Raw genomic sequence first — 21,924 nt, forward strand, 5'->3', positions numbered from 1 at the left:
CCGACCCTTGACGCCCGGCTCCAGACCTTAACTACACGGCATTGGAGCTAGAGAGGCGCCGAACACCGGCATGATCGAGACGATCTTCCTGCCGTCCAGGCGGAGGTGCTCGGCAGTGCGCTGAGTGCCCGCCTTCTCGTAGCCGAACGTGTCCCCCGAGTGGTGCCGCAGAGGGAAGACGAGGAGCGTCCTAGCTCACGATCGTCTCGTGCAGGTGCAGCCACGCCAAGCCGCTCCCGCGCCTGAACACCACCGTGGAGCGGATGGCCGGACCCGTGCTCCGGCGCTCGGCATAGGACGCCACGGCCAGCGGCCCCTCCTCCGCGACCAGGGCCACGTCCGAGATCTCGATGACGATCCCGGGAGCCGTCCCGTACGCCTCCCGGACCCGCTCCAGCACCCGATCCCGGTCCAGCGCCGAGCCGTCGGGCCGCACCATCGTGAAGCCCGGTGCGTGGGCGTCCGCGAAAGCCCCGAAGTCCGATCGCGGCATCGTCCCCGCGAGCCACCGCCGGATCACCTCATGGTGCCGCACGATCTCGGCGCGGATCGGTTCGAGTGCGTTCATCAGCCCAGCGCCTCCCACGGCCGGCCGGCGATCCAGTCCCGCACCGGCGTCGCGGGCGCCAGAGCCTCCCACACGCCCTCGCGGGCCACGCCTTCATAGAACTCGGCATCCGCATGCGACGCGATCCACCGGTATGTGTCCGCCACCGTCCGGGCCGTTCCGGCGCCCAGCACGCCGGCCAGCCCCGCCTCGAACTCCTCGGGATCCAGCGTCTCGTACCCGACCTCCCGCCCCAGCGCCTCCCCGAAGAGCGGGGCGAGCTCCGCGCCGGTCATCGGCGGGGAGGCGCCCAGGTCCACCACCGACCCCTCGACCCCCGGGGCGGTGAGCGCCGCGGCGGTGGCCGCCGCCAGGTCCGCGTGGTTGGCCCAGGCCACGGGCAGGCCGGCCGGGAGCGGATACCGCAGGACGCCCTCCCGCACGAGCGGCCCCCAGGTCCACGGGCCGAGGAGGTTGTCCAGGTAGACCGACGGCCGCAGCACCACGGCGGGCACCCCGGACTCGAGGAACGCCCGGGCCGCCGCCCGCCGCGTCTCCCAGGCCGCGAGCCCGGTGCCGCCGGCCGGGTACCGGGTGGTCGTGTTGAAGACCAGGCGCTCGACGTCGTTCGCCAGGGCGGCGTCGACCAGGTGGCGGACGTAGGAGTCCACCAGCGGAGCGTCGTAGACCATGGGCAGGGTCACCGACACGTGCGTGACGCCGGTGAAGGCCGCCTTGAGCGCGGAGAGGTCGCCCAGGTCCGCGGTGAACGGCTCGACGCCTTGCGGGATGCGCCCGGCCGTACGGGAAAGGCCACGTACGGCGTGGCCCTGGCCGGCGAGGTGGCGGGCGACGGCGCCGCCCTGCTGGCCGCCGGCGCCGATGACAAGGAAGGTTCGCATGCCGAAAAATCTGGCAAAGACCGACGCTACTCTCGATAAAGAGAAATATCGCCGAACATAAGGATCGTCCATGGATGATCTCTTGAGCGAGCTGCTGTCCCCGCTGCGCCTCGGCGGCGTCTTCCACAGCCGCTGGATCGCCAGAGCCCCCTGGGCCGTCGCCGGCGAACGCGAGGACTGCGCGATCCTCCACTACGTCCAGGACGGCGAGTGCGTGGCCGAGCTCGGCGACGACGTGATCCACCTGCGTGCCGGCGACCTCGCGGTCTTCCCGCACGGCGCCGGCCACCGCCTCGGCGACCGGCCCGGCCGTACGGCGACGCCGCTGTCCCGGCTCCTCGCCGACAGGCCGCTCGGCGCCGTCCGCACCGTCGAGATCGACGGGTACGGCCCGGCCACCGTGATGCTGTGCGGCGGTCTGCACTACGACCCCCAGTCGGCCGCGCCGCTGTACCGCGCCCTGCCCCAGGTGATCGTCCTGGACCGCCCGGCCGTGGAGCGGCAGCCGTTCCTGGCGAGCACGTTGCGGCGGCTCGCGGAGGAGTGGACGGCCGAGGAGGCGGGGGCGCCGCTGGTGACGCTGCGCGCCTTCGAGCTGGTCTTCGTCCTGGCCCTCCGCGCGGCGCTCACCGAGCTGCCCGCGCCGGTCCTGCGGGCGATGCGCCACCCGGCCATCGGCAAGGCGCTGCTGGCGATCCACACCCGCTTCGCCGAGCCGTGGACGCTGGAGTCGCTGGCCGCCGAGGCGGGACTGTCGCGGTCCGCCTTCGCGGCGGCGTTCCGGGACCTGGTGGGCGAGCCGCCGATGCGGCACCTCACCGCGCGCCGCATGCAGGAGGCGGCCCGGCTGCTCGCCGACACCACCCTGCCGCACGGCCGCATCGCCGAGCGCGTCGGGTACGGCTCGGCCGTGGGGTTCCACCTGGCGTTCCGCGCCTGGTCGGGACGGACGCCGGGGGAGTTTCGCCGAGGGGCGGCCTAGAGGCGACCTGGATCAGAGCGCCCGGTACAGGGTCAGCCAGTTGCGGTGCCCGCAATGGCCTTGCCGCGCCCGTCCCTCGACAGGGCGTACTCCACCCGGTGCGGCGCCGGGATCCACGGCACCGTCCTGGTCTCGATCACCTCGCCGTCAGGGCGCCGCCGCGGTCCGGAATCCATGGAGTGCAGTATCCAGTGCCGCATCCGCCGCGGCCAGGACGGCTTCGACATGGCCCGGCGAGGGCGAGTCGGGCACGGTGCCGTGGACGAAGCGGACGGTGACGTCGCCGATCCCGCAGAACTCGCTGATCCCCACGCGGAGCTGCTGGTCGATCACCTTGTCCCAGCCGCCTCCGACGAAGGCGTCCTCGGCGTACCCCGTCAGCCCGATCCAAGCCATCCGCTTGCCTGCCAGCGCGGGAACCGGCCGCCCGTAGGTCAGGCCGTGGTTCCAGACCCGGTCGATCCAGCCCTTCAGCGTCGCGGGCAGGCCGAACCACCAGACGGGGAAGACCACGACGATGGGGTCGGCGGCGAGCAGGCGCTCGAAGTGGGCGTGGACCTCGGGGGAGTACGGCTTGGCCGGATCGGCCCAGTCCGGCTCGTCCGCGGTCGTCATCCGCGGATCGAAGCCCTCGGCGTGCAGGTCGAGGAGGTCGGCGGACTCGAAGCGGGCCAGGGCCCGCTCCGCCACCCGCGCGGTCAGCGAGCCGGGACGCGGATGGCAGACGACCACGAGCGCGGGCATCACAGCCTCACCAGCATCTTGCCGACGTTCCGCCCGCGCAGGACGTCGAGCAGCGCGGCAGGCGCCTGCTCCAGTCCCTCGACGACCGTCTCGGCGGTGCGCAGGCTGCCCTCCCGCAGCCACTGGACGGCCTGGGGAACGTACTCGGCGAACGACGCGAGGTGGTCGATGATGACCATCCCGCGCAGGCCGACCCGCTTCCTGGCCGCCTCGAAGAGGTTGCCGACCGGCGCCGGAGCGCCGTTGTAGGTGCTGATCGCGCCGACCAGGGCGATCCGGCCGAAGTCCCGCATCGACGCGATGGCCGCCTCCAGGTGGTCGCCGCCCACGGAGTCGAGGTAGACGTCGATCTCGTAGGGGGCGAGCTGGTCGGCGATGGGGGCGGCCTTGTAGTCGAGGGCCACGTCGAACCCGAAGTCCGAGGTCAGCCTCTCAGCCTTCTGCGGCCCGCCGGCCGAGCCGATCACCAGGGAGGCGCCCAGCCTGCGGGCGATCTGGCCGGCCACGCTGCCCACCGCGCCCGCCGCGGCGGACACGAACACCACGTCGCCCCGCCGTACCGGGGCGATCTGGGTCAGGGCGATGTAGGCGGTCAGTCCGGTGGTTCCGAGGGGGCCGAGGTAGGCCTGCTCGGGCGCCGCCGAGGTGTCGATCACGGTGGCGTCGTCCACGACGGAGTACTCCCGCCAGCCCGCGAAATGCGTCACCGTGGCGCCCACCGGCACCGGTCCGCGGGAGGCCACGACCTCGCCCACGGCGGAGCCCTCCAGCGGCTCGCCGATCCGGAAGGGCGGGATGTAGGAGGGCTTGTCGTCCATCCGGCCGCGCATGTAGGGATCGACCGACATCCAGGTGTTGCGCACGAGCATCTGGCCCTCGCGCAGCTCGGGCACCTCGGCGGTGACGAGGCGGAAGTCGTCGAGGGAGGGCTGTCCGGCGGGGCGGGAGGCGAGCACGATCTGCTTGGTCTTCATGGTGGGGAGCCTGCCGGGAGGGACTGTCGGAACGCTGTCGGTACCGTGTCGGCTATGCGCTTCGGAGTCCTGGGCCCGGTGACCGCCTGGACGGCGGACGGGAGGCCGGTGCCGGTTCCCGAGGCCAAGGTCCGGGCGCTCCTGGCGGACCTGCTCGCCCACGCCGGCGCCGTGGTGTCGGCGGACCGGCTGATCGACGACCTGTGGGGCGACGACGTGCCCGCGAACCCCGCCGGAGCGCTGCAGCTCAAGGTCTCGCGGCTGCGCCAGGCGCTGGAGCGGGCCGAGCCCGGCGCGCGAGACGCCGTACGGTTCCGCGCGCCCGGCTACGTGCTGGAGGGCGACACCGACGCCGCCGCCTTCCGCGACCTGACGGACCGCGCCCGCAGGACCGAGGACCCGCGCAGCCGTGCCGTCCTGCTGGCCGACGCCCTGGCGTTGTGGCGCGGGCCCGCCTTCGCGGACTTCGCCGACGCGCCGTTCGTCCGGCCCGCGGCCGCGCGCCTGGAGGAGGAGCGGCTGGCCGCCCTGGAGGAGCAGGCCGAGGTACGGCTGGCGCTCGGCGAGCACCGCGTGCTGGCGGGGGAGCTGGCGGACCTGGTGGCGCGGCATCCGTTGCGCGAGCGGTTGCGTGCCGCGCACATGCGGGCGCTCTACCACGCGGGGCGTCCGGCCGAGGCGTTGCGCGGTTACGGGGAGTTCCGCGAACGGCTGGCCGAGGAGCTGGGCCTCGATCCGGGCCCGGAGCTCAGGGCGCTGCACGAGGCGATCCTGCGCCAGGACCTGCGCCCGCCCGTCCAGCGGCCGCGCAGCAACCTTCCGGCCCCGGTCGCCGAGCTGGTCGGTCGGGAGGAGGAGGTGCGGGCCGTCCGCGAGTCGCTGGGCCGTGGCAGGCTCGTCACGCTGACCGGCCCGGGCGGCGTGGGCAAGACCCGGCTCGCCGTGGAGGTCGCGCTCCAGCTGACCACCGCGGACGCCTCGCTCGGGACGCCCGACAGCGTCTGGCCGGTCACCGCGGACGCCTCCCCCGAGAGGTCCGGCGGCTTCCGGCCGGTCACCCCGGACGCCTTCCCCGGGACGCCCGCGATCCCCGACGGCGCCTGGCTGGCCGACCTGGCGGGGCTGAAGGTGGGCGCGCCTCTCGCGGCCGTGGTGGACGTCGTGGCCGCCGCCCTCGGCGTGCGCGACGACGCCGCCCGCGGCACCCTGCTCGACCAGCTCCTCAACGCCGTCCGCGCGATGCGCGTCCTGCTCGTCCTGGACAACTGCGAGCACGTGATCGAGCCCGTCGCCGAGCTCGCCGCGCTGATCCTGCGCTCCGCCCCCGGCGCGCGCATCCTGGCCACCAGCCAGGAACCCCTCGCCCTCCCGGGCGAGCTGGTGCACGCCGTACCGCCGCTCGACCTGCCCGACGCCGTCCGCTTGCTGCTGTCCCGCGTCCCGGGAGCGACCTTCGACCCCCACGTCGAGGCCGTCTGCCGCCGCCTCGACGGCCTCCCGCTCGCCCTCGAACTGGCCGCCACCCGCATGCGCACGCTCGGCGCACGCGAGCTGGCCGAACGGCTCGACGACCGGTTCCGCCTGCTGTCCTCCGGCTCCCGCGGCACGCCGCCGCGCCACCAGACGCTCCGCGCGATGATCGACTGGAGCTGGGACCTGCTCCCCGGCCCCGAGCGCACGGTGCTGCGCAGGCTGGCCGTCCACGCCGACGGATGCACCCTCGACGCCGCGCGGGAGGTCGGCGGCGCGGACGTCGTCGACGTGCTCCCCCGCCTGGTCGACCGCTCGCTCGTCACCCCCGGGCCGCGTCACCGGCTGCTGGAGTCGGTCAGGGCCTACTGCCTGGAACGGCTGGCCGAGCACGGCGAGCTGGAGAAGATGACGCGCCGCCACGCCCTGGCCTACACGCGCCTGGCCGAGCGCGCCGCGCCCGAGCTGTACGGCCCGGCGCAGCGCATGTGGCTGGAACGCCTCGACGTCGAAAGCGCGAACCTGCGCCTGGCGCTGGAGTCGGAGGAGGCCGGGGCGCGGCTGGCGCGGGCGCTCGGCTGGTACTGGGTGGTGCGCGGCAGGCTCAGCGAGGCCCGCCGGTGGCTGGAGCGCCACGACGGCCCGGGCACCCGCGTCTGGCGCGCGGGCGTCGCCTGGCTCACCGGCGAGCGCGTGGAGCTGCCCGAGACCCACGACGCCCGGGAGACCTGGTTCCTCGCCTACGCCCACCGTCCCTTCGGCGACCTCGCCACCACGGCCGCCCTGCTCGACCGCGCCCTGGCCCAGGCCGGGGAGGATCGCTGGGTCAGGGCGGCGGCGCTGGCCGTACGGGCCACGATGGGCAGGGCCCGCGGCGACCTGGAGGCCGCGCGCCGGGACGCCGAGGAGAGCATGGCCCTGTTCCGCAGGCTCGGCGACCGGTGGGGACAGCTCAGAGCGATCGAGACGCTCAGCGTGCTCGCGGAGATCTTCGGCCGGTACGGCGAAGCCGCCCGCCTGCACCGCGAGGGCCTGCGCATCGCCGAGGACCTCGAGCTGTGGGTGGAGGTCTCCCACCGGCTGTCGGGGCTGGGCAGGATCGCCCTGTTGCGGGGGGAGCTCGCCGACGCCGACGACTTCCACGAGCGGGCCAGGCGGCTGGCCGCGACCCAGGGCGACGAGGTGGCCGAGGAGTTCGCGGAGATCGGTCTCGCGCTGAGCGCCCGGCGGCAGGGACGGCTGGACGCCGCGGAAGCCCACCTCACCAGGTGGCTGGACTTCCTGCGGGGCGTGGACGGGGAGCCCGGGCTGGCGCTGGTGCTGGCCGAGCTGGGCTTCGTGGCCGAGGAGCGGGGTGACGCCGCCACCGCCCTCGAGTGGCACCGCGAGGGTCTGGCCGCCGCCGAGCGGATCGGCGATCCCCGCGCGGTGGCGCTGGCCTACGAGGGGCTGGCCGGAGCCGAGTCGCTCGCCGGCCGCCGGGAGGAGGCCGCCCGGCTGCTGGAGCGGGCCCGCCGGCTGCGCGAGTCGGTCGGCGCCCCGCTGCCGGAGGGCGAGCGGCGCGACGTCGCCCGCATCCTGCGCCGCCTGGGGGAATAGCGCTCCTCTATCGTCGGGGGGCATGAACGAACCCTGGCAGGAGATCGGCGACCGCGTCTTCGTCCGCCGGCACCGCTCCTTCGACCTCAACGTCGGGCTCGTCGTGGGCGACGGCCACTGCCTGGTGCTCGACACCAGGATGTCGCACCGGGAGGCGGGCGACCTCATCGCGGCGATCAGGCAGGTCACGAGCGCGTCCTGGACCGTGGTCAACAGCCACGCGCACTTCGACCACTGCTTCGGCAACGCGGCGTTCCGCCCGGCGGAGATCTGGGGGCACCTGCGCTGCGCCGAGGACCTGGAGCGGGAGGGGGAGCTCCAGCGCGGCAACGTCCTGGGCTTCATGCCCGAGGAGCGGCGGGCCGAGATCGAGGAGGTGGAGATCGTCCCGCCGGACCACACGTTCGCCGAGAGCGCCACGCTGGACATCGGCGGGCGTGCGGTCCACCTGCGGTACTTCGGCCGCGGCCACACCGACAACGACATCGTGGTCCAGGTGCCGGACGCGGGCGTGGTGTTCGCGGGCGACCTGGTGGAGGAGGGCGCGCCGCCGTCCTTCGGCGACGGGTACCCGCTCGACTGGCCCCTCACCCTGGCCGCGATGCTCGGCGAGCTGCCGGAGGACGTGATCGTCCCGGGGCACGGCGCGGTGGTCGACCGGGCGTTCGTGGAGGAGCAGCGGGCCCAGATCGCGGTCATGGCCGAACTCGCGCGGCAGGCGTACGCGGCCGGGACGAAGGAGGTCCCGGCGGGGGCGCCGTTCCCCGAGGAGGCCGCCCGCACGGCCATCGAGCGCGCCTGGCTCCAGCTGATATAGTGCATTTTGCAATATAGGAGAAAGCACTATGGCACGACGTCCGAACCTGGTGGGCCTGACCGTGCTCGCCATGCTCTCGGTGCGCGCTAGCCACCCCTACGAGCTGCACCGCTTCATCGTCGACACCCACAAGGACTACGTGACCGGCCTGCCGCGCAGCCTCTACCACGCGGTCGAGCGGCTGGCGAAGGAGGAGCTGATCGTCCCCGTGGAGACCAGCCGCGAGGGCCGCAGGCCGGAGCGCACGGTCTACGAGATCACCGACGAGGGGCGCAGGGAGCTCCGCACGCGGCTCCGCGAGCTGCTGGAGCGGCCCGACCCCGACCGGCGGGCGTTCGTCGCGGCGATCTCGCTGATCGGCTGCCTGCCGGCCGCGGAGGCCGTCCGCGCGCTGCGGGCGCGTACGGCCACGCTCGAAGGCCGGATCGCCGGCTTCGAGGCGCACGTCAGGGAGCTGCGCGAGCGCGACCTGCCTGACGTGCTGTGGCTGGAGGTCGACTACGAGCGGGCGCTGGCCGTCACCGAGCTGGACTGGCTGCGCGGGCTGGTCGCCCGGGCGGAGAAGGGCGAGCTGGACTGGCCGGGGACGGTGCGGGCGGAGCTGCTGGAGCGCGTGCTCGAGTGACGGAGGAGCCGATGAGGAAGCTGATCACCGAGGTCGCGGGCGTCATCGGGGCGCCGCCCGAGAAGGTCATGCGGGAGCTGCGCGCCACGATCCCGGCCCACGGGACCGTGGAGGTGGGCGACCGGAGCCTGTCGATCCAGGGCGGCTGGTGGTACCGCGGCGAGTGGCACGCCTCGCCGCACCCCGAGGGCACCCTGCTCGTTCACCGCGTCTACAACGTCGCCCAGTGGATGCGCTGGGGCGTGCCGCTGGCCAACAAGTTCTTCATCGGCTTCAGGGAGACCACGCGCGACGGCTTCGCCCAGGGCATCGCCGAGATCGGCCGCAGGCTCGGCGTTCCCGCCCGCCTGAAAACCGGTTGAGCCCGCCCATACCCTGATCGTGTGGACATCACCTGGGGCCCGCTGAGCCGGGACGACGCCGAGGCGCTGGCCGAGCTGTACGCGGCGATCGAGGCGGAGGACCGGATCGACGAGCACTACAGCGCCGACGACATGGCCGAGTACCTCGCCGACCCGCTGCTCGACCTCGCGGAGGGCACGCTCGGCGCCTGGCACGGGACCCGCCTGGTGGCCGCCGGGCTGCTGCCGTGCAAGCAGGCCGCCGACCCGGCGCACCTGATGGTCCTGGGCGGCGGCGTGCACCCGCAGGTCCGCCGGCAGGGGTACGGCAGGCGGATCCTTGACTGGGCGATCCGCACCGCGCCCGTCCTCCACGACAGGCGCTACCCCGGCAGGCCGCTGGAGCTCCACGCCGGGGCCGACGACCGCGAGAAGGGCAAGGCGGCCCTGCTGGAGAGCGCGGGCTTCACGCAGGTGCGCTGGTTCTTCGAGATGTCGGCCGACCTGGCCGAGGCCCGGCCGCGGGCCGCCGTCCCCGACGGCATCCGGATCGTCCCGTGGTCGCCCGAGCTGGACGACGGGGCGCGCGCCGTGCGGAACCTCGCCTTCCGCGACCACTGGGGCAGCGTGCCGCACACGCCGGAGAGCTGGCGGCACGCCCTCACCGGGGCGAGCTCCTTCCGGCCGGAGTCGAGCTTCCTGGCGCTGGCCGGCGACCGGGTGGTGAGCATCCTCCTCACCCAGTACTTCGAGGCCGACACGGCCGCGACGGGCGTGCGCGACGCCTACATCGCGATCATCGGGACGCTGCGCGAGTGGCGCGGCAGGGGCGTGGCCGGCGCGCTGATCGCGCACGCGCTCACGGAGTTCAGACGCCAGGGGTACGGCACGGCCAGCCTGGGCGTGGACGCCGACAACCCCACCGGGGCCGTGGGGGTGTACGAGCGGGCCGGGTTCAAGGTCGAGCACCGGGGGGCGGTGTACGCGCTGCCGCTGAGGGGAACGTCGCGATGAACCCGCCGTCGGCGGCCACCAGGCTGCCGCCGTGGAGCACGGCGATGTCCCGCGCGATCGGCAGGCCCAGCCCCGCCCCTCCGGCGTCCCTGGCCCTGGCCTCGTCCAGCCGGGTGAAGCGGTCGAACACCGCCTCGCGGTGCTCGGGAGGCACGCCCGGGCCGTCGTCCAGCACCTCCAGCCGCGCCCGGCCGCCGTCCGCCGTCACGCGCACGACCACGGTGGCGGCCGCGTGCCGTACGGCGTTGTCCACCAGGTTGGACACCAGCCGTTCCAGGTGGCCGCGCGAGCCGCTCACGACCACGTCGGGCTGGACGTCCAGCTCGACGCGCACCCCGGGGCGGCCCATCCAGCGCAGCGCCGTCTCCGCGGCGACCTGGCCCAGGTCGAGGTCCTGAGCGCGCAGCGGCTCGCCGGCGTCCAGCCGCGCCAGCAGCAGCAGGTCGCCGGCCAGCGCCTGCAGCCGCGTCACGTCGGCCAGTGCCTCGGCGGCCACGTCCGGCGGCGCGGTCAGCTCCAGGCGGGCGCGGAGCGTGGCGATCGGGCTGCGCAGCTCGTGGGCGGCGTCGGCGACGAAACGCTTGTGCCGCTCGACGGCCGTCTCCAGCCGGTCGAGCGTGGCGTTGACGGTCGCGGCCAGCGCCGCCACCTCGTCCCCCGAGTCGGGCACCGGGACGCGCTGGTGCAGGTCCCGCGCGGTGATGTCGGCCATCTTGGCGCGGATGGCCGCGACCGGGCGCAGCGCCCCGCCGACCGCGAACCACGTCATCCCGGCCACCACGGCCAGCAGGATCGGCACGCCGGGCAGCAGCACCCGGCGCAGCGTGTCCAGCGCCCGGTCGGCCGGGGCCAGCGACTCGCGGGCGAAGACCGTGAGTGCGTCGCCGTCCTCGGCCGGGACCGTCAGCCGGGCGACGGCGAAGCTCTCGGCCGGCAGCCAGTCGGCGGGGGCGGCCCCGGCCCTGGCCACGGTGACGTCCGGATCGGCGATCGTCAGCTGGGGCGATGTCGCGACCGTCGCGCTCTCGGCCGGCAGGGCCTCGGCCGCGATCGCCGCCCTGCGCGCCGCCTGCTGGGTGGCGCTGTCCCACAGGCTGCCGCGCAGGGCGACCACCAGCACGACCACCGTCACCGCCAGCGCGAGTGCGACCACCAGGGTCGCCGCGAGCGTGGCCCGCACCCGGACCGAGCGGGCCGCCCTCACGCCGGCTCCAGGCGATACCCGGCGCCGCGCACCGTCACCAGCGACGACCGCCCAAACGGCACGTCGATCTTGCGGCGCAGGGCGCTGATGTACACCTCGACGATGTTCGGGTCGCCGTCGTAGGAGAAGTCCCAGGCCTGGGCCAGCAGCTCGCTCTTGGACACCACCTCGCCCGCGCGCCTGGCCAGGCCGTGCAGCACCGCGAACTCCTTGGGCGTCAGCGGGATCTCGGTCGCGCCGCGGAAGCACTTCAGCCCGGCCGGGTCGACCGTCAGGTCGCCCACCGTGATGGCCACAGGCCGCTCGCGGCCGCCCCGCCGTACCAGCGCACGCAGCCGGGCGAGGAGCACGACGTAGGAGAACGGCTTGGCCAGGTAGTCGTCGGCGCCGGTGTCGAGCGCCTCGGCCTCGTCGTAGACGCCGTCCTTGGCGGTCAGCATCATGATCGGGGTCCAGTCGCCGGCCTCGCGCAGGCGGGCGCACACGGCGTAGCCGTTCAGCCGGGGGAGCATCACGTCCAGGACGATGACGTCGTAGTCGTTCTCCGTGGCCAGCCACAGCCCCTCGCGGCCGTCGTGCGCCACGTCGACCGCGAACCCCTCGCCGGCCAGGCCCTGCTTCAGCAGGGCGGCCAGGCGTTCCTCGTCTTCCACCAGCAGGACACGCACGCCGCCCAGCGTGCCCGACGGGACCTAAAGCGAAGCTGAAGACGGCTTCGGGGGGATTCAGGGTGGCTTCAGGTCGGCTCTGAGAGTCTCGGCGGCGTTCAGGCAGACATTCACCGAGGAGGTCGGAATGCGCAAGCGACGTGCCGCCGTGCTGGGCGCGGCGGCGGTGCTGGCTCTCATGACCGGGCTGAGCGGGTCGGCCCTGGCCGACGAGGGGCCGGGCGGGGAGAAGACGCTCGTCTGCAAGACGAGCGACGGCAAGCGGTTCGAGGTCTCCGCCGCGACGCCGGCGAAGACCGTGGACCTGGCCGATGGGACCGCCGTGGCGGTGACCAGGGCGCCCGACGCCGCGCCCGCGGAGGGAACCGTGGAGAGGATCGAGTTCACCCGCGTGGTGCCGGCCGACGAGGCGGGCGAGTGGAAGGAGGCCGTGCCCGCCGTGCCCGCCGAGCCCGCGGCCGGGAAGGCCAAGCTGGCGGACGAGGCGGCGCCGGTGGACGGGCACGCGGTGACGATCACCTGCACGGACGAGTAACCTCCGGCGCCTCTCGCCGCCCCCCTTCCCGCCGCCCCGCACGGCACCCTCACACGCCGGCGCTCCTCTTCCACCTCGGTCCTGCACCACTGAGGTGGTCGGTTGCGGTACGGCGGGGCGGTGGGGTCGGCGGCTTTCCCCTCCCGGTCCCGCACCACTGAGGTGGTCGGCTGGGGTACGGCGGGTCAGGCGAAGGAGGGGTGCGGCCCCAGAGCCCAGTACTCGAACAGGCCGTGCCCCACGAGGCCGTCGTACTCGAAGCGCCCCACGGCGTCGACCATCCCCCACATGCGCCCGGCGTCCTCCGGCAACGTGTAGGTCACCCCCTGGACCACGGGCCCTGGCCCCTGGTACATGCCGTGCTTCCAGTCCGGCTCCAGGCCGTACCCGGTGCCGACCATGAGGTGTACCGGCAGCAGCGGCGTGCACCGCACGTCGAACGGCTTGCCGCCGGGCGGGGAGAAGGTCACGGTCGCCGAGACGACCTCGCGCGTGCCGGGCGCGTAGACCGGGTGGTACTCGGGTCGTCCCAGGTACTCCTCCTCGCGCCCGTCCCCCCACACCCGAACGGCCTCCTCCAGCAGCCGCCGCCCCTTGTGGTCCTCCTGGAGGATGCACAGGATCGCGTGGTCGTCGAACTGCATCGGCGCGTACAGCCATTAGTTCATGCATAAGACAACACTTAATCAAGACCGCATGAGCACAGCATCCGATGATCGTCCAGGCACGACGACGAGGACAGCCACGTCGCAACCAGGCAGAATGCCGGTCCCGGCTCATGTCCCATCGCTCGATGCATGAGCGTCCAAGCTGTTCTTCGGCGAGAAGTTTCTCTACAGGGTCAAGGGCTCGCTTCGCTCGCCGCAGGCCGCTCGCCCGCGCGGCGGCCAGGCGGGCTTGCGCATGCGGCCCTGGGGGGCCGTACGCGCCCGCCGCCGCACGCGGGCGGCGGCCCCGCGAGCAGCACCCCGCCCAGGGGAAACACGCGATCAATGGGCACCGGTGATGAGCCTGCCCTGAGAGGGTGGCAGCGTGCGGGTTGCTGTCCGTGCCCCCGCCCCCGCGCGCCCATTGTTCGTGTCCCTCGGTCGGCGTCAACTCCGGCTGTGCGGCTCGGGGGTGTGGCCGCGTGGAAGCCGGACGGGGGACCGGCGTCGGAAGCCGGAGTTGACATCTCGGTCGGGACACACAATTTGGGCGGCTGTGCGGGGGCGGGGGGAGGAGTGGGCCGTGGGATGATCCGGCCCACGCATGGGGGTACGGCAGCGCGGGATACGGCGTTGGTCCAGCCACCCGGAAGGCTGGACGATCACCGCGCTGCCGTCCCGCTGCGGGCGCGACGGGACGGGGACGGGGCATCCTCGTGACCGCGCCGACCCGAGGGTGTGCCGTCCCATCGCGCCCCGTCTTTAGGGGTCGAGGTCGTCAGGCGGGGTGAGGTGGCGGGCGATCACCGCGCGGCCGTCCGGACTGGCCAAGGCGTTCTCCCAGGAGCCGAAGAAGGCGATCAGGCAGTCCTGGACGTACTCCGGGCTGGGCGAGCCGCCCGACAGCGGGAGGCGCATCGGAACCGAGTACATCAGCATCCGCCTTCCTGGACCGCTGGGGACGGGCCGTCCGTGGCGCGCAGATCCCGGTAGCGGAAGAAGACGCGGCGGGCGGCGTGCTCGGGGTCATGGGCCGGGTGCCAGGCGTAGACGGTCCGCTGGCGTCGTTCGTCCCAGCCCGAGCGCCACCAGAACCGTTCACCGTCGCACCACACGACCAGGCCCGCCCAGACGGACACCAGCGCGGCCCGTACCCGTCGTGAACGTCGGCGGCGATGTGGTGTTCCTGAAGCGCCAGCCGCAGCCGTTCCGCCGACGCGCACGGATCAACGGCGACCAACGCGGGAGCGCCTGGCATGTCCACCCGCGGCCGTTCGGACTGACGCTTGTTCACCCCGGCACCGCCCTCGTGGCAGGGATGTGGCTTCGCCCGGTTGGGCGGAATGGTCTTAAGCTGCTCCATGGGTCGCACCTCCGGTGTGCGATCAAGGACCCGCCCGGTGTTCGCGCACTGTGGCGGGTCCGCTATTTGTCTCCCATGGTGGGGGCCGAGCTTCGCGGATTCGATTCCACGGGCATATACCAAGGGCGTATTGTCATGCCTATGAACAGGTCTAACCTCTGGGCTGACGTGCGCCTACGTGCCGCGTGGGCACGGGAAGATTGGCCTGTCGTCTTCCGCGAGTACAGACGCATTGCCGGGATCTCCCAGCTCAAGTTGGGCGAGCTCATCGGCATGCCCCAGCCCCACGTTTCCGCCGTCGAGAATGGTCGCAGGCGGATAACCTCAGCGGAAGTCATTTCGCGGATCGTTGAAGGGTTGCAGGTGCCCGAAGAACTGGGTGGTATCGCCCGTAACGCACAAAACCTTGCACATTGGCTCCCGGATCCAGAGTTGCGCGAACGGATAGCGCATGCCCACGCGACCGGACGAACCGACATCCGTACTGCCGAGTGGATCGGGCGCGTGTTGGCCGAGCATCGCCGTGCCGAAGACGTCGTAGGAGGGCGCGAACTGTGGCCGGTTGTCAGGTCCCAGCTTGACGCGGTCACCCGGCTCGTTCCCGACACCTCCGGGCGTGCCGCCGACCGTCTGTTGGTTCTTGCCGGGGAACACGCGCACTGGCTGTCGTGGGTCGCCGCCGAGCATGGCCAGTATGGCGCGGCCCTGGCATGGCTCGATCTCGCCCACGGATGGGCCGTCGAGGCCGGGGAGGGTGACTTGGCTTCGTGGGTCACCCGGGTCCGCTCTTTCTACAGCTTGAGCCGTGGAGATCCCATACGCGCCCTGCGGACCGCTGAGGCCGCCCGACATGCGTTCACCGCCTTGTCTCCGGCCACTGAGTCCGTTGCCGCTCACGCCGCTTGTATGGCTGCTGCTGCCGTGGGGGAGCGCGACCGAGCCCGCCGTCTGGCCGACGAAGCTTACGAGCTGGCGCTGCGGGTGCCGGAGGAAGCGGACCGTCCAAGTTGGCTGTACTGGCTAGACCCGGTACGCGCCCGGCTGCATCTGGCGGACGCGGCCTATGCGGTCCGAGATTGGCAGGCAGCCGCCGAAGGATTCCGCGAAGGACTGGCCGGACTCGGCCAGTATCCGAGAGATCAGGAGTACTACCGTGCACGCTTGGCCGATGCGGAGCAGCGCGCTTAGCCGCTTGGCTGACGGCGAACGATCTCGGTCTTGAGAATGACGGCATCACAGTTGTTGCGCTGACGGATCGCAGCGAGCATTTGCCCAATGCTGGGGCCGTATGAGATGAAAGTGCCGTTCAGCTCGAATCCTGACGTGTCCGGGTCAGGAAGGGTGAACAGCTCTCGCCGACTCTCTTGGTCCGGCGCGTTGCCAGCTTCGCATTCACCGCTCGGGTCATCATCCTTGATGAGACGGTAGGTGATCCAGACGTCCATGCCCCGCCTTCGCAGTTGGCCGATCTCGATAGCGGCACGCCCCGAAGGGCTGAACTCTAGGTCGTGTATCCACCGTAGAGGTTTTGAATCCCTCTCAGCAGTCCTCTGCTCCATCCGACACAGCGCACCGTGGGGCCGCCGGCGGAACTCGCTTCGCTCGCCCTTCGGGTGCCTACGGCATTCCGCCGGCCGCCCCACTCCCGCACGATCCGGGCCGTCATCACCCCGTCTTGCGCTGCTCCCGCTCCCGAGCGATCCGGCGCGCGGTCGCGGTGCGCTGCCGGATGATCTCCGCCCAGAACTCTTCGCCGTGCCGGTAGCCGCTCCCCGCGTAGCGCCACTCGCTGTGAGTAACCGTTTCGTGCTCCGGACGATCGGGGAGGCCCCGCGCCTGCCGTGCCTCTGCCGCCCGATGATCGGCCCGTGCCTGCCGCAGATCACCGAGCCTGACTGAGTAGCGACGGCTCTTGGTCGAGAAGTGCCCCCGGTAGCCGAGCATGTGCGCCCATGCCCGCAACAGGAGGCCGCGATACTCCGGCCGATCGGCCAGCACGAAGCACGTGTAGATCATGCGCCGGGCATGCTCGCTGACGTCGAGCCCGGCGACTTCCCGCATGTGGCGGATCGGGCGGTCCACCGTGCCCGCAGACTCGGCACCCTTCGTTGCGTACTTCGCGATGTAGGACGCGACCCGATGGTCAGACATCCCCTCCAGGCCGGAGTCGAGGTAGACCGGCTCGACATCGAGTTCGCGACCCCAGCGCAGCACGATGGACGAGTCGCCCGAGGCATCCGGGACGGGTACGGCGACGTGTTCGGCACTTTGCCGAATCGCGCGTTCCAGGGTGGGCACGGTAGCCCAGTCCGGGGGATGGTCGGCCGGTCCACCGGGGCCGTCCAGGCGGATCACGGCATGGAAGTGAACCATGCCCCGCGCCTGGTACTCGGCGACCTTGGCATACGACAGCCGAACCCGCCGCCGCAGCTCCGCCCGCGTGATACCGAGCGATCGGGCGAAGGCGGCCGGTAGAGCCTGAGTGAAGCGCCGCCACAGCTCGCCCGCATGCGCGTTCCACAGCACTGCGCCGACGTAGTCATAGCAGTCCACGCAGATCGGTTGCCCGATCTGGGGATCATTCTCGGCGTGCCGTACCCGGCACTCTTGCAACCGGCCGTGCTCGCACACCGGGTTGTCGCGTCGAGGACGGCAGGGCAGCGTCTTGCCTCCCTTCTCGCGTCGCGTGTGGACAGCGCCGAAGGACGGGGCGGTGAAGGTCGCGAATACGCGCGGGTGTGTGCTGACGTCCTCGGGTACGCCCTTGCCGCCCCGCAGTCCGGACAGGATCAGGTGATAGGTATCGTCTCGGTAGACCTCCGAGCAGGCCGGGCAACGTGCTGCGCGCCGGTTGCCGCACGCGGTCAGCAGATACCCGGTCGGTTCGTCGGCGGTGCGGTAGACCTCCAGGACCTCGCCCGTGGCCGCATCCAGGGTCACCCGTTCGCCCTGGAGACGGATCGGATGGGCACATCCGCCGGTAGCGCGGACCATCTCTTGCCACCGGGAGAAGTCGGGCAGCTCCGCCCGCCGAGCCGCCGCAAGGATGTCGGGAGAGAGGGAGGAGTGCTCGCTCACGCGGCATCCCTCCCACTCTCGGCGGGATGAGCAGGGACGACGCCGGAGGGACCAGGGTCTATCTCGACGTCGAGAATGGCAGCGACGCGCCGCCATTTCTCGGGCGACCACTCGGGGAGTTGAGCGGCCTTCTGCTTGCCCCACTCCTGAGCAAGCTTGAGGTGTGGCACCAGCTCATCGGGTACCAGCGGTAGGCTCCTTTCGCCGCAGGGAGCCACCGAACGCGCTCAGAGAACGACAAAGCACCAGCGCAGACCAAGCTACGGAAGGTAGCTGCCATCTTGCGGTGGTGCTCTGAGCGAGAGTGCTTCTGGAGTGTTTTGTATGCGACGGTAACCGGTGAGCGCTCGTCGAGAATCAGGGCCTACCGTTGGCCGGGTCCCTCCAACGGAACGGCAATCATGTGTTTTGAATGCCCGGTGACTTTAATGCGCTCGGATTGAATGGTCGCGGCCGGTTTCTCGCTCTCCTCCTTGTGGAGATCGTCTGTGGGTCGGTGGCTTTCGGTCACCTCTAGATTTACCACCCCGGCAACGAGTGAATCCAATGTAAAGTTCCACGTCTCACCCGCTTCTTAACGTCCGTCAGCGTCCGTCAGCGTCCGTCAGCGTCCGAGGGAGTCCGTAGACGTCCGTCGAAGCCGGGCTATAAGCAAGGAAGCCGTCACTCTTCAGTAAGGGTCACGGCTTCCTGTCGGTCTTGAAGACGTCTTGGACGTCCTACGCGGCGTCGCGCGGGATCGGCTCAAGAAGATCGGGGTTGAAGGGAGCCCGGCCAGTCTTCCCGCTGGGATGGACGATGACCGTGTGCAGCACCTCACGCACATACGTGCGCTTCCGTGACATCGGTAGCCCGCCCTCGCTCTCTGGCAGATACCAGCGCTTCCGCAGATCATCCACGTTGATCTCCGTACGTGCCCGCTGAGCTCTCGCGGCCCCCTCGAAGCGGCTCTTCTCTGCCCGGAGCTCCTGCACCTCGCGCTCAAGGGCGGGAAGCAGCCGGTAGAACATCTCGGCGCTTATCCTGCGTGGCTTGTCCATGAATGCACTCACGTGCTCATCCAGAGCCGTTTGTGCTTCTTCGAGTTCCTTCTGCCGAGGCCAGACGTCCGAGGTGGGCACTTTGCGCATCCGCGCCTCTTCCAGCTTCGCCAGGACGAGTTCCGACACGTAGAGGTCAACGAGGTCCCCGCGCCTCGCGAGAGACCCGCAGCCGCCCTTGCTCTTCGCCGGGCACCGATAGATGTGATGTCCGCCGTCCTTACGGGTGCGAACGCCCAGCGGCGTATTACACATCCGGCCGTTTTCGAGGACCTTGCCACATCGCAGGATTCCGGTGAGCAGGTGGCGATTCTCGCGGAAGTCGCGAGGAAGCGGATTACCGATCGTGCCGTCGCGAAGTACTTCATGCCCCTTCCGCCGGTCGAAGATCGCTTTTATGGCCAACCACTCTTCGTGGGTCAGGACCGGTTCCCATTGCCCTACGACCGGGTTGCCGTCGTCGTCTCGCACCAGCTCACCGTTCAGGCTTCGCCAGCCGCACAGGCGAGGGTTCAAGAGCGCGACCTTGAGCGTACGGGTTCGCCACTGATGTCCCCGCGACGTCCGGACCCCGTTCTTGATCCACTCTGTCACGATGGAGTGGAGCGAGCGCCCGCCGATCACATCGCGGGCGGCCTGCCGGAGAAGCGGCGCCTCTACTGGATCCAGTGTTCGCCGGTCTTCCTGCCACCCGAAGGGACGAGGACCGCCTACGGGAGTGCCTTGCTCTGCCCGCTCCCGGTGCGAGTTGCGCATCCGTCGCTGCATCTTACGAACTTCCATCTTGGAGATCACGGCCCCGAACAGGCCCATGCTCTCCACATCCTCGCTGTAGAGGTTCTTGGTCTGCTTCTCGTCGGCGTAGACGAAGCCGTCATGGTAGGTGAACGCCTCCACGAAGCGTTCGTAGTCGCCGGGGCGACGCACCAAGCGGTCGTCCGCGACGACCACCACACCCTGTACCGGTGTTCCGTCGTCGAGGTGACCCGCCCGCAGAGCCTTGATCATGGTTTCGAAGCCATCGCGGTAGACGTCGGCCTTGGCCGCGGACTTGTCGTTGTCGTCGAGTTCCCGGACGACCGTCCATCCGTGCTTGGCAGCCGTCCTGTGATTGATCTTGTGCTGGTCCTTGATCCCGTGTTCGTCCTTGCGGGTGTCCGACGAGATCCGGGCGTACGAGATCACGGGAATCATGCCGGGTGCCTGGTCGGCCAGCTTCAGCACGAGCGCCCCCTCAGACGAAGTGATGTCTAAGGTCTTTACTACCAGTAGAAGGTCCCCGGGTTCTTCACCTGGATGCCGGGCGGTTCCGGCTCGCCGACCGGCCGGATGCCCCACGACCGGTCACGGGTGCCCTGCCACCGGTCGGGCGTGACCGGGATCTCGACGTCCCCCACCCGGATGTGCCCGCTCCAGCGCCCGGTCTGCGCCAGCCGCAGCGAGTCGAAGACCACCCGTTCCTGCCAGCGCAGGAAGTGCCGGGGTTCGAGCGTCGCCGGGATCGTGCCCTCCCAGGCGAGGTCGAAGGACAGGCCATGCTCGGTCGGCTCCAGCACCACGCGGAGCCGTTTGAGCCCTTCGAGGACCTCGACGCGGAAGGGGCCGACCCGGGTGTCCATGCGGTCGTCGCCGAGCTCGCGCGAGGCGCGCACGACCCTGTGGATGTCCGCGTGCCGTACGCAGGCGAAGGCGTCGGTGACCCCCAGGTTGGGGTACTGGCCGAGGCCGACGAGCAGCATCAGCTCGCCGGTGCCGTCGTGGCAGTTGAAGTAGTACCGGTCGTAGAAGTTGCGGTCGGAGGTCGCGACGTGGCGCATGACCTCGGGCGCCTGATGGACGGGGTAGTCGTCGAGGGGTGACAGCGTCATGCCTCGTTGTAGCAAGCGCTTGGTTATACGTCAACGCAGTGGGCACGTCGGCGCCCCCGGGGTCCACGTTCCCCGGGGGCGCCGGACGGCTTACTTCTTGGACGCCTCGTCGGCCACGGAGGAGGCCTGGTCCGCGGCGCGGTCGGCCTTCTCGCTGACCCACCGGGAAGCGTCGGCCGCCGAGTCCTTCATCTGGTCGGTCCACTGCTGGGCGTTGCGACGGTAGAACATGTAACCCATCGCGCCCAGCGCGATCCCGGTCATGAGGACGGCGACCGGCCAGCGGCGCGTACGCGCCGGGGTCGGGTCGACCCGCTTGGCCGCCCGGGTCAGCATCTCGCTGACGCGCGGCGCGAACTCCTCCTCCACCCGATGGGCGGCCTCCTCGAGTCTCGGCGCCGCCCAGTGACGGGCGTCCTCCAAACGCGACGAGGCGACCTGTCTGGCCTGCCCCGCCATCGGTGCGAGCCGGTCACCGGCCCGCATCGCCTGGGCCTTCATGCGGCCCATCCACGTGCTCGGAACTTCAACGATCACGCGGCGTTTTCTGAGTGTCAGGGACACGACAACCTCCCCTGTCGTTGGGGCCCCGCAGCGTGACCTTCCCGGAGGAAGGCGCCTCAATCATCCCGGGCCGTGGGAGGATGCTGGAGAGGCCCGAGGGCCACAATCGACACACCTGGACAAAACGCAGAGGGGGCGGCTTTCTCGTGACTGAGAAGCTGATCGCAAACCTTCAGACCAACCACGGCACCATCCGCGTCAAGCTCTTCCCCGAGCTCGCCCCGGTGACCGTTCGCAACTTCGTCGAGCTGGCCGAGGGCGCCCGCGAGTGGACCCACCCGGAAACCGGGCGGAAGACCACCGATCCGCTCTACGACGGCACGATCTTCCACCGCGTCATCCGCGGCTTCATGATCCAGGGCGGCGACCCGCTCGGCCAGGGCACCGGCGGCCCCGGCTACGACTTCGACGACGAGATCCACGCCAAGAACACCTTCAACCGGCCCTACCTCATGGCCATGGCCAACGCCGGCAAGCGCTTCGGCAAGGGCACCAACGGCTCCCAGTTCTTCATCACCGTCAGCGCCCAGCCCCACCTCAACCAGGGCCACACCATCTTCGGCGAGGTCATCGAGGGCCGCGACGTCGTCGACTCCATCGCCAACACCCCCACCGGCCGCAACGACCGCCCGGTGCAGGACGTCGTGCTGGAGAAGGTCACCATCGAGAGGGTTCCGGCCTAGCTCAGAAAGCCTTGCTCCACGGGTCTCCGGCGGGATCTAGGCTCAATGCCGGGTAGTTAAGAGAGGCTGTGGGCTGTCAAGCAGAACGGAGATCCGGTAGAACGGGTGATCTTCCACAACCATCCGTCTGAAACTGGATCTCCGTTGAGTACTGAGTCTGCCAGCTCCGCACTGTCCTCGGCTATCTGCGTGTCCACCCGGCAGGTGTTATCGGCTTGGGTTCCGCAGATGTGTCTGTAGGAAAGGACACGGATCAGGG

24 protein-coding genes are annotated in these 21,924 nt (G+C 71.1%); 9 read left to right on the forward strand and 15 right to left on the reverse strand.

Annotated features, from left to right (window positions below; genetic code table 11):
- Positions 1-190: 190 nt before the first annotated feature.
- Together BSB02_RS38380 and BSB02_RS38385 are read right to left on the reverse strand one after the other, a co-directional pair.
- Positions 191-568 (reverse strand): DUF4440 domain-containing protein, encoded by a 378-nt coding sequence (locus BSB02_RS38380; RefSeq protein ID WP_084965925.1) that lies wholly within the window; start codon positions 566-568, stop codon positions 191-193.
- Entirely contained in the window at positions 568-1,449 is an 882-nt protein-coding gene (locus BSB02_RS38385) for an SDR family oxidoreductase (protein ID WP_084965926.1), read from the reverse strand. The genes BSB02_RS38380 and BSB02_RS38385 overlap by 1 nt, the downstream gene beginning before the upstream one ends.
- A 70-nt stretch (positions 1,450-1,519) precedes the next feature.
- On the opposite strand from BSB02_RS38385, the gene BSB02_RS38390 reads away from it, so the two are divergent.
- Positions 1,520-2,431, forward strand: a complete 912-nt coding sequence (locus BSB02_RS38390) for an AraC family transcriptional regulator (protein WP_084965927.1) — start codon at positions 1,520-1,522, stop codon at positions 2,429-2,431.
- 32 nt (positions 2,432-2,463) lie between these two features.
- On the opposite strand, the gene BSB02_RS40960 is transcribed toward BSB02_RS38390, so the two are convergent.
- From BSB02_RS40960 to BSB02_RS38400, 3 genes are read right to left on the reverse strand one after another with little or no spacing between them, the layout of a single operon-like run.
- The gene (locus BSB02_RS40960) at positions 2,464-2,607 is read right to left on the reverse strand and encodes a hypothetical protein (protein ID WP_158088874.1); all 144 of its coding nucleotides are present in this window, start codon (positions 2,605-2,607) and stop codon (positions 2,464-2,466) included.
- Positions 2,579-3,175 (reverse strand): NAD(P)H oxidoreductase, encoded by a 597-nt coding sequence (locus BSB02_RS38395; RefSeq protein ID WP_084965928.1) that lies wholly within the window; start codon positions 3,173-3,175, stop codon positions 2,579-2,581. Before BSB02_RS38395 ends, BSB02_RS40960 begins: the two co-directional genes overlap by 29 nt.
- Positions 3,175-4,149 (reverse strand): NADP-dependent oxidoreductase, encoded by a 975-nt coding sequence (locus BSB02_RS38400; protein ID WP_084965929.1) that lies wholly within the window; start codon positions 4,147-4,149, stop codon positions 3,175-3,177. The genes BSB02_RS38395 and BSB02_RS38400 overlap by 1 nt, the downstream gene beginning before the upstream one ends.
- 54 nt (positions 4,150-4,203) lie before the next feature.
- Between BSB02_RS38400 and BSB02_RS38405 the strand changes: the two genes are divergently transcribed.
- From BSB02_RS38405 to BSB02_RS38425, 5 genes are read left to right on the forward strand one after another with little or no spacing between them, the layout of a single operon-like run.
- Complete coding sequence (locus BSB02_RS38405; RefSeq protein WP_084965930.1) at positions 4,204-7,218, forward strand: ATP-binding protein; 3,015 nt, start codon at positions 4,204-4,206, stop codon at positions 7,216-7,218.
- 22 nt (positions 7,219-7,240) lie between these two features.
- Positions 7,241-8,035, forward strand: coding sequence for an MBL fold metallo-hydrolase (locus BSB02_RS38410; protein ID WP_084965931.1), 795 nt, complete (start codon positions 7,241-7,243; stop codon positions 8,033-8,035).
- Between the two features lie 28 nt (positions 8,036-8,063).
- Complete coding sequence (locus BSB02_RS38415) at positions 8,064-8,660, forward strand: PadR family transcriptional regulator (protein WP_084965932.1); 597 nt, start codon at positions 8,064-8,066, stop codon at positions 8,658-8,660.
- Positions 8,661-8,671: 11 nt separating this feature from the next.
- Positions 8,672-9,022, forward strand: a complete 351-nt coding sequence (locus tag BSB02_RS38420) for a hypothetical protein (protein ID WP_206185123.1) — start codon at positions 8,672-8,674, stop codon at positions 9,020-9,022.
- A 21-nt stretch (positions 9,023-9,043) separates the two neighbouring features.
- The gene (locus BSB02_RS38425) at positions 9,044-10,015 is read left to right on the forward strand and encodes a GNAT family N-acetyltransferase (protein WP_084965933.1); all 972 of its coding nucleotides are present in this window, start codon (positions 9,044-9,046) and stop codon (positions 10,013-10,015) included.
- On the opposite strand, the gene BSB02_RS38430 is transcribed toward BSB02_RS38425, so the two are convergent.
- Together BSB02_RS38430 and BSB02_RS38435 are read right to left on the reverse strand one after the other, a co-directional pair.
- Entirely contained in the window at positions 9,957-11,219 is a 1,263-nt protein-coding gene (locus BSB02_RS38430; protein ID WP_084965934.1) for a sensor histidine kinase, read from the reverse strand. The genes BSB02_RS38425 and BSB02_RS38430 overlap by 59 nt on opposite strands.
- On the reverse strand, positions 11,216-11,887 hold the full coding sequence (locus tag BSB02_RS38435; RefSeq protein ID WP_084965935.1) for a response regulator transcription factor: 672 nt from the start codon (positions 11,885-11,887) through the stop codon (positions 11,216-11,218). Before BSB02_RS38435 ends, BSB02_RS38430 begins: the two co-directional genes overlap by 4 nt.
- Positions 11,888-12,014: 127 nt before the next feature.
- Between BSB02_RS38435 and BSB02_RS38440 the strand changes: the two genes are divergently transcribed.
- Entirely contained in the window at positions 12,015-12,422 is a 408-nt protein-coding gene (locus BSB02_RS38440) for a hypothetical protein (protein WP_084965936.1), read from the forward strand.
- Positions 12,423-12,607: 185 nt separating this feature from the next.
- Here BSB02_RS38440 and BSB02_RS38445 read toward each other — a convergent pair whose 3' ends face one another.
- The 3 genes from BSB02_RS38445 to BSB02_RS38450 form a co-directional block, all read right to left on the reverse strand.
- Positions 12,608-13,066 carry a hypothetical protein gene (locus BSB02_RS38445; RefSeq protein WP_206185124.1) on the reverse strand — a complete coding sequence of 153 codons (459 nt, stop codon included), beginning with the start codon at positions 13,064-13,066 and terminating at the stop codon, positions 12,608-12,610.
- A 765-nt stretch (positions 13,067-13,831) separates the two neighbouring features.
- Positions 13,832-14,002 carry a hypothetical protein gene (locus tag BSB02_RS40965; RefSeq protein WP_158088875.1) on the reverse strand — a complete coding sequence of 57 codons (171 nt, stop codon included), beginning with the start codon at positions 14,000-14,002 and terminating at the stop codon, positions 13,832-13,834.
- Positions 14,002-14,208 carry a hypothetical protein gene (locus tag BSB02_RS38450; RefSeq protein ID WP_084965937.1) on the reverse strand — a complete coding sequence of 69 codons (207 nt, stop codon included), beginning with the start codon at positions 14,206-14,208 and terminating at the stop codon, positions 14,002-14,004. The genes BSB02_RS40965 and BSB02_RS38450 overlap by 1 nt, the downstream gene beginning before the upstream one ends.
- A 365-nt stretch (positions 14,209-14,573) precedes the next feature.
- On the opposite strand from BSB02_RS38450, the gene BSB02_RS38455 reads away from it, so the two are divergent.
- Complete coding sequence (locus BSB02_RS38455) at positions 14,574-15,620, forward strand: helix-turn-helix domain-containing protein (RefSeq protein WP_084965942.1); 1,047 nt, start codon at positions 14,574-14,576, stop codon at positions 15,618-15,620.
- Here BSB02_RS38455 and BSB02_RS38460 read toward each other — a convergent pair.
- The 5 genes from BSB02_RS38460 to BSB02_RS38480 form a co-directional block, all read right to left on the reverse strand.
- Complete coding sequence (locus BSB02_RS38460; RefSeq protein WP_084965938.1) at positions 15,617-15,877, reverse strand: hypothetical protein; 261 nt, start codon at positions 15,875-15,877, stop codon at positions 15,617-15,619. The two genes, BSB02_RS38455 and BSB02_RS38460, sit on opposite strands and share 4 nt — an antisense overlap.
- Before the next feature lie 220 nt (positions 15,878-16,097).
- Entirely contained in the window at positions 16,098-17,510 is a 1,413-nt protein-coding gene (locus BSB02_RS38465) for a replication initiator (protein ID WP_084965939.1), read from the reverse strand.
- 719 nt (positions 17,511-18,229) lie between these two features.
- The gene (locus BSB02_RS38470) at positions 18,230-19,774 is read right to left on the reverse strand and encodes a recombinase family protein (protein WP_084965940.1); all 1,545 of its coding nucleotides are present in this window, start codon (positions 19,772-19,774) and stop codon (positions 18,230-18,232) included.
- 38 nt (positions 19,775-19,812) lie between these two features.
- On the reverse strand, positions 19,813-20,418 hold the full coding sequence (locus BSB02_RS38475) for an Rv3169 family protein (protein ID WP_206185125.1): 606 nt from the start codon (positions 20,416-20,418) through the stop codon (positions 19,813-19,815).
- Positions 20,419-20,508: 90 nt separating this feature from the next.
- Positions 20,509-20,955, reverse strand: coding sequence for a YtxH domain-containing protein (locus tag BSB02_RS38480; protein ID WP_143591733.1), 447 nt, complete (start codon positions 20,953-20,955; stop codon positions 20,509-20,511).
- A 173-nt stretch (positions 20,956-21,128) separates the two neighbouring features.
- Here BSB02_RS38480 and BSB02_RS38485 point away from each other — a divergent pair, with 173 nt between their 5' ends.
- The gene (locus BSB02_RS38485; RefSeq protein WP_420855913.1) at positions 21,129-21,665 is read left to right on the forward strand and encodes a peptidylprolyl isomerase; all 537 of its coding nucleotides are present in this window, start codon (positions 21,129-21,131) and stop codon (positions 21,663-21,665) included.
- Positions 21,666-21,924: the final 259 nt, after the last annotated feature.

This window comes from Thermoactinospora rubra (assembly GCF_002093975.1).
GTDB classification, from domain to species: domain Bacteria; phylum Actinomycetota; class Actinomycetes; order Streptosporangiales; family Streptosporangiaceae; genus Nonomuraea; species Nonomuraea rubra_A.

Bases quoted from the DNA above. Each gene is read 5' to 3' on its own strand.
- BSB02_RS38380 (WP_084965925.1), bottom strand. From the start codon at position 568: ATGAACGCACTCGAACCGATCCGCGCCGAGATCGTGCGGCACCATGAG.
- BSB02_RS38385 (WP_084965926.1), bottom strand. From the start codon at position 1,449: ATGCGAACCTTCCTTGTCATCGGCGCCGGCGGCCAGCAGGGCGGCGCC.
- BSB02_RS38390 (WP_084965927.1), top strand. From the start codon at position 1,520: ATGGATGATCTCTTGAGCGAGCTGCTGTCCCCGCTGCGCCTCGGCGGC.
- BSB02_RS40960 (WP_158088874.1), bottom strand. From the start codon at position 2,607: ATGGATTCCGGACCGCGGCGGCGCCCTGACGGCGAGGTGATCGAGACC.
- BSB02_RS38395 (WP_084965928.1), bottom strand. From the start codon at position 3,175: ATGCCCGCGCTCGTGGTCGTCTGCCATCCGCGTCCCGGCTCGCTGACC.
- BSB02_RS38400 (WP_084965929.1), bottom strand. From the start codon at position 4,149: ATGAAGACCAAGCAGATCGTGCTCGCCTCCCGCCCCGCCGGACAGCCC.
- BSB02_RS38405 (WP_084965930.1), top strand. From the start codon at position 4,204: ATGCGCTTCGGAGTCCTGGGCCCGGTGACCGCCTGGACGGCGGACGGG.
- BSB02_RS38410 (WP_084965931.1), top strand. From the start codon at position 7,241: ATGAACGAACCCTGGCAGGAGATCGGCGACCGCGTCTTCGTCCGCCGG.
- BSB02_RS38415 (WP_084965932.1), top strand. From the start codon at position 8,064: ATGGCACGACGTCCGAACCTGGTGGGCCTGACCGTGCTCGCCATGCTC.
- BSB02_RS38420 (WP_206185123.1), top strand. From the start codon at position 8,672: ATGAGGAAGCTGATCACCGAGGTCGCGGGCGTCATCGGGGCGCCGCCC.
- BSB02_RS38440 (WP_084965936.1), top strand. From the start codon at position 12,015: ATGCGCAAGCGACGTGCCGCCGTGCTGGGCGCGGCGGCGGTGCTGGCT.
- BSB02_RS38445 (WP_206185124.1), bottom strand. From the start codon at position 13,066: ATGCAGTTCGACGACCACGCGATCCTGTGCATCCTCCAGGAGGACCAC.
- BSB02_RS40965 (WP_158088875.1), bottom strand. From the start codon at position 14,002: ATGTACTCGGTTCCGATGCGCCTCCCGCTGTCGGGCGGCTCGCCCAGC.
- BSB02_RS38455 (WP_084965942.1), top strand. From the start codon at position 14,574: ATGAACAGGTCTAACCTCTGGGCTGACGTGCGCCTACGTGCCGCGTGG.
- BSB02_RS38460 (WP_084965938.1), bottom strand. From the start codon at position 15,877: ATGGACGTCTGGATCACCTACCGTCTCATCAAGGATGATGACCCGAGC.
- BSB02_RS38475 (WP_206185125.1), bottom strand. From the start codon at position 20,418: ATGACGCTGTCACCCCTCGACGACTACCCCGTCCATCAGGCGCCCGAG.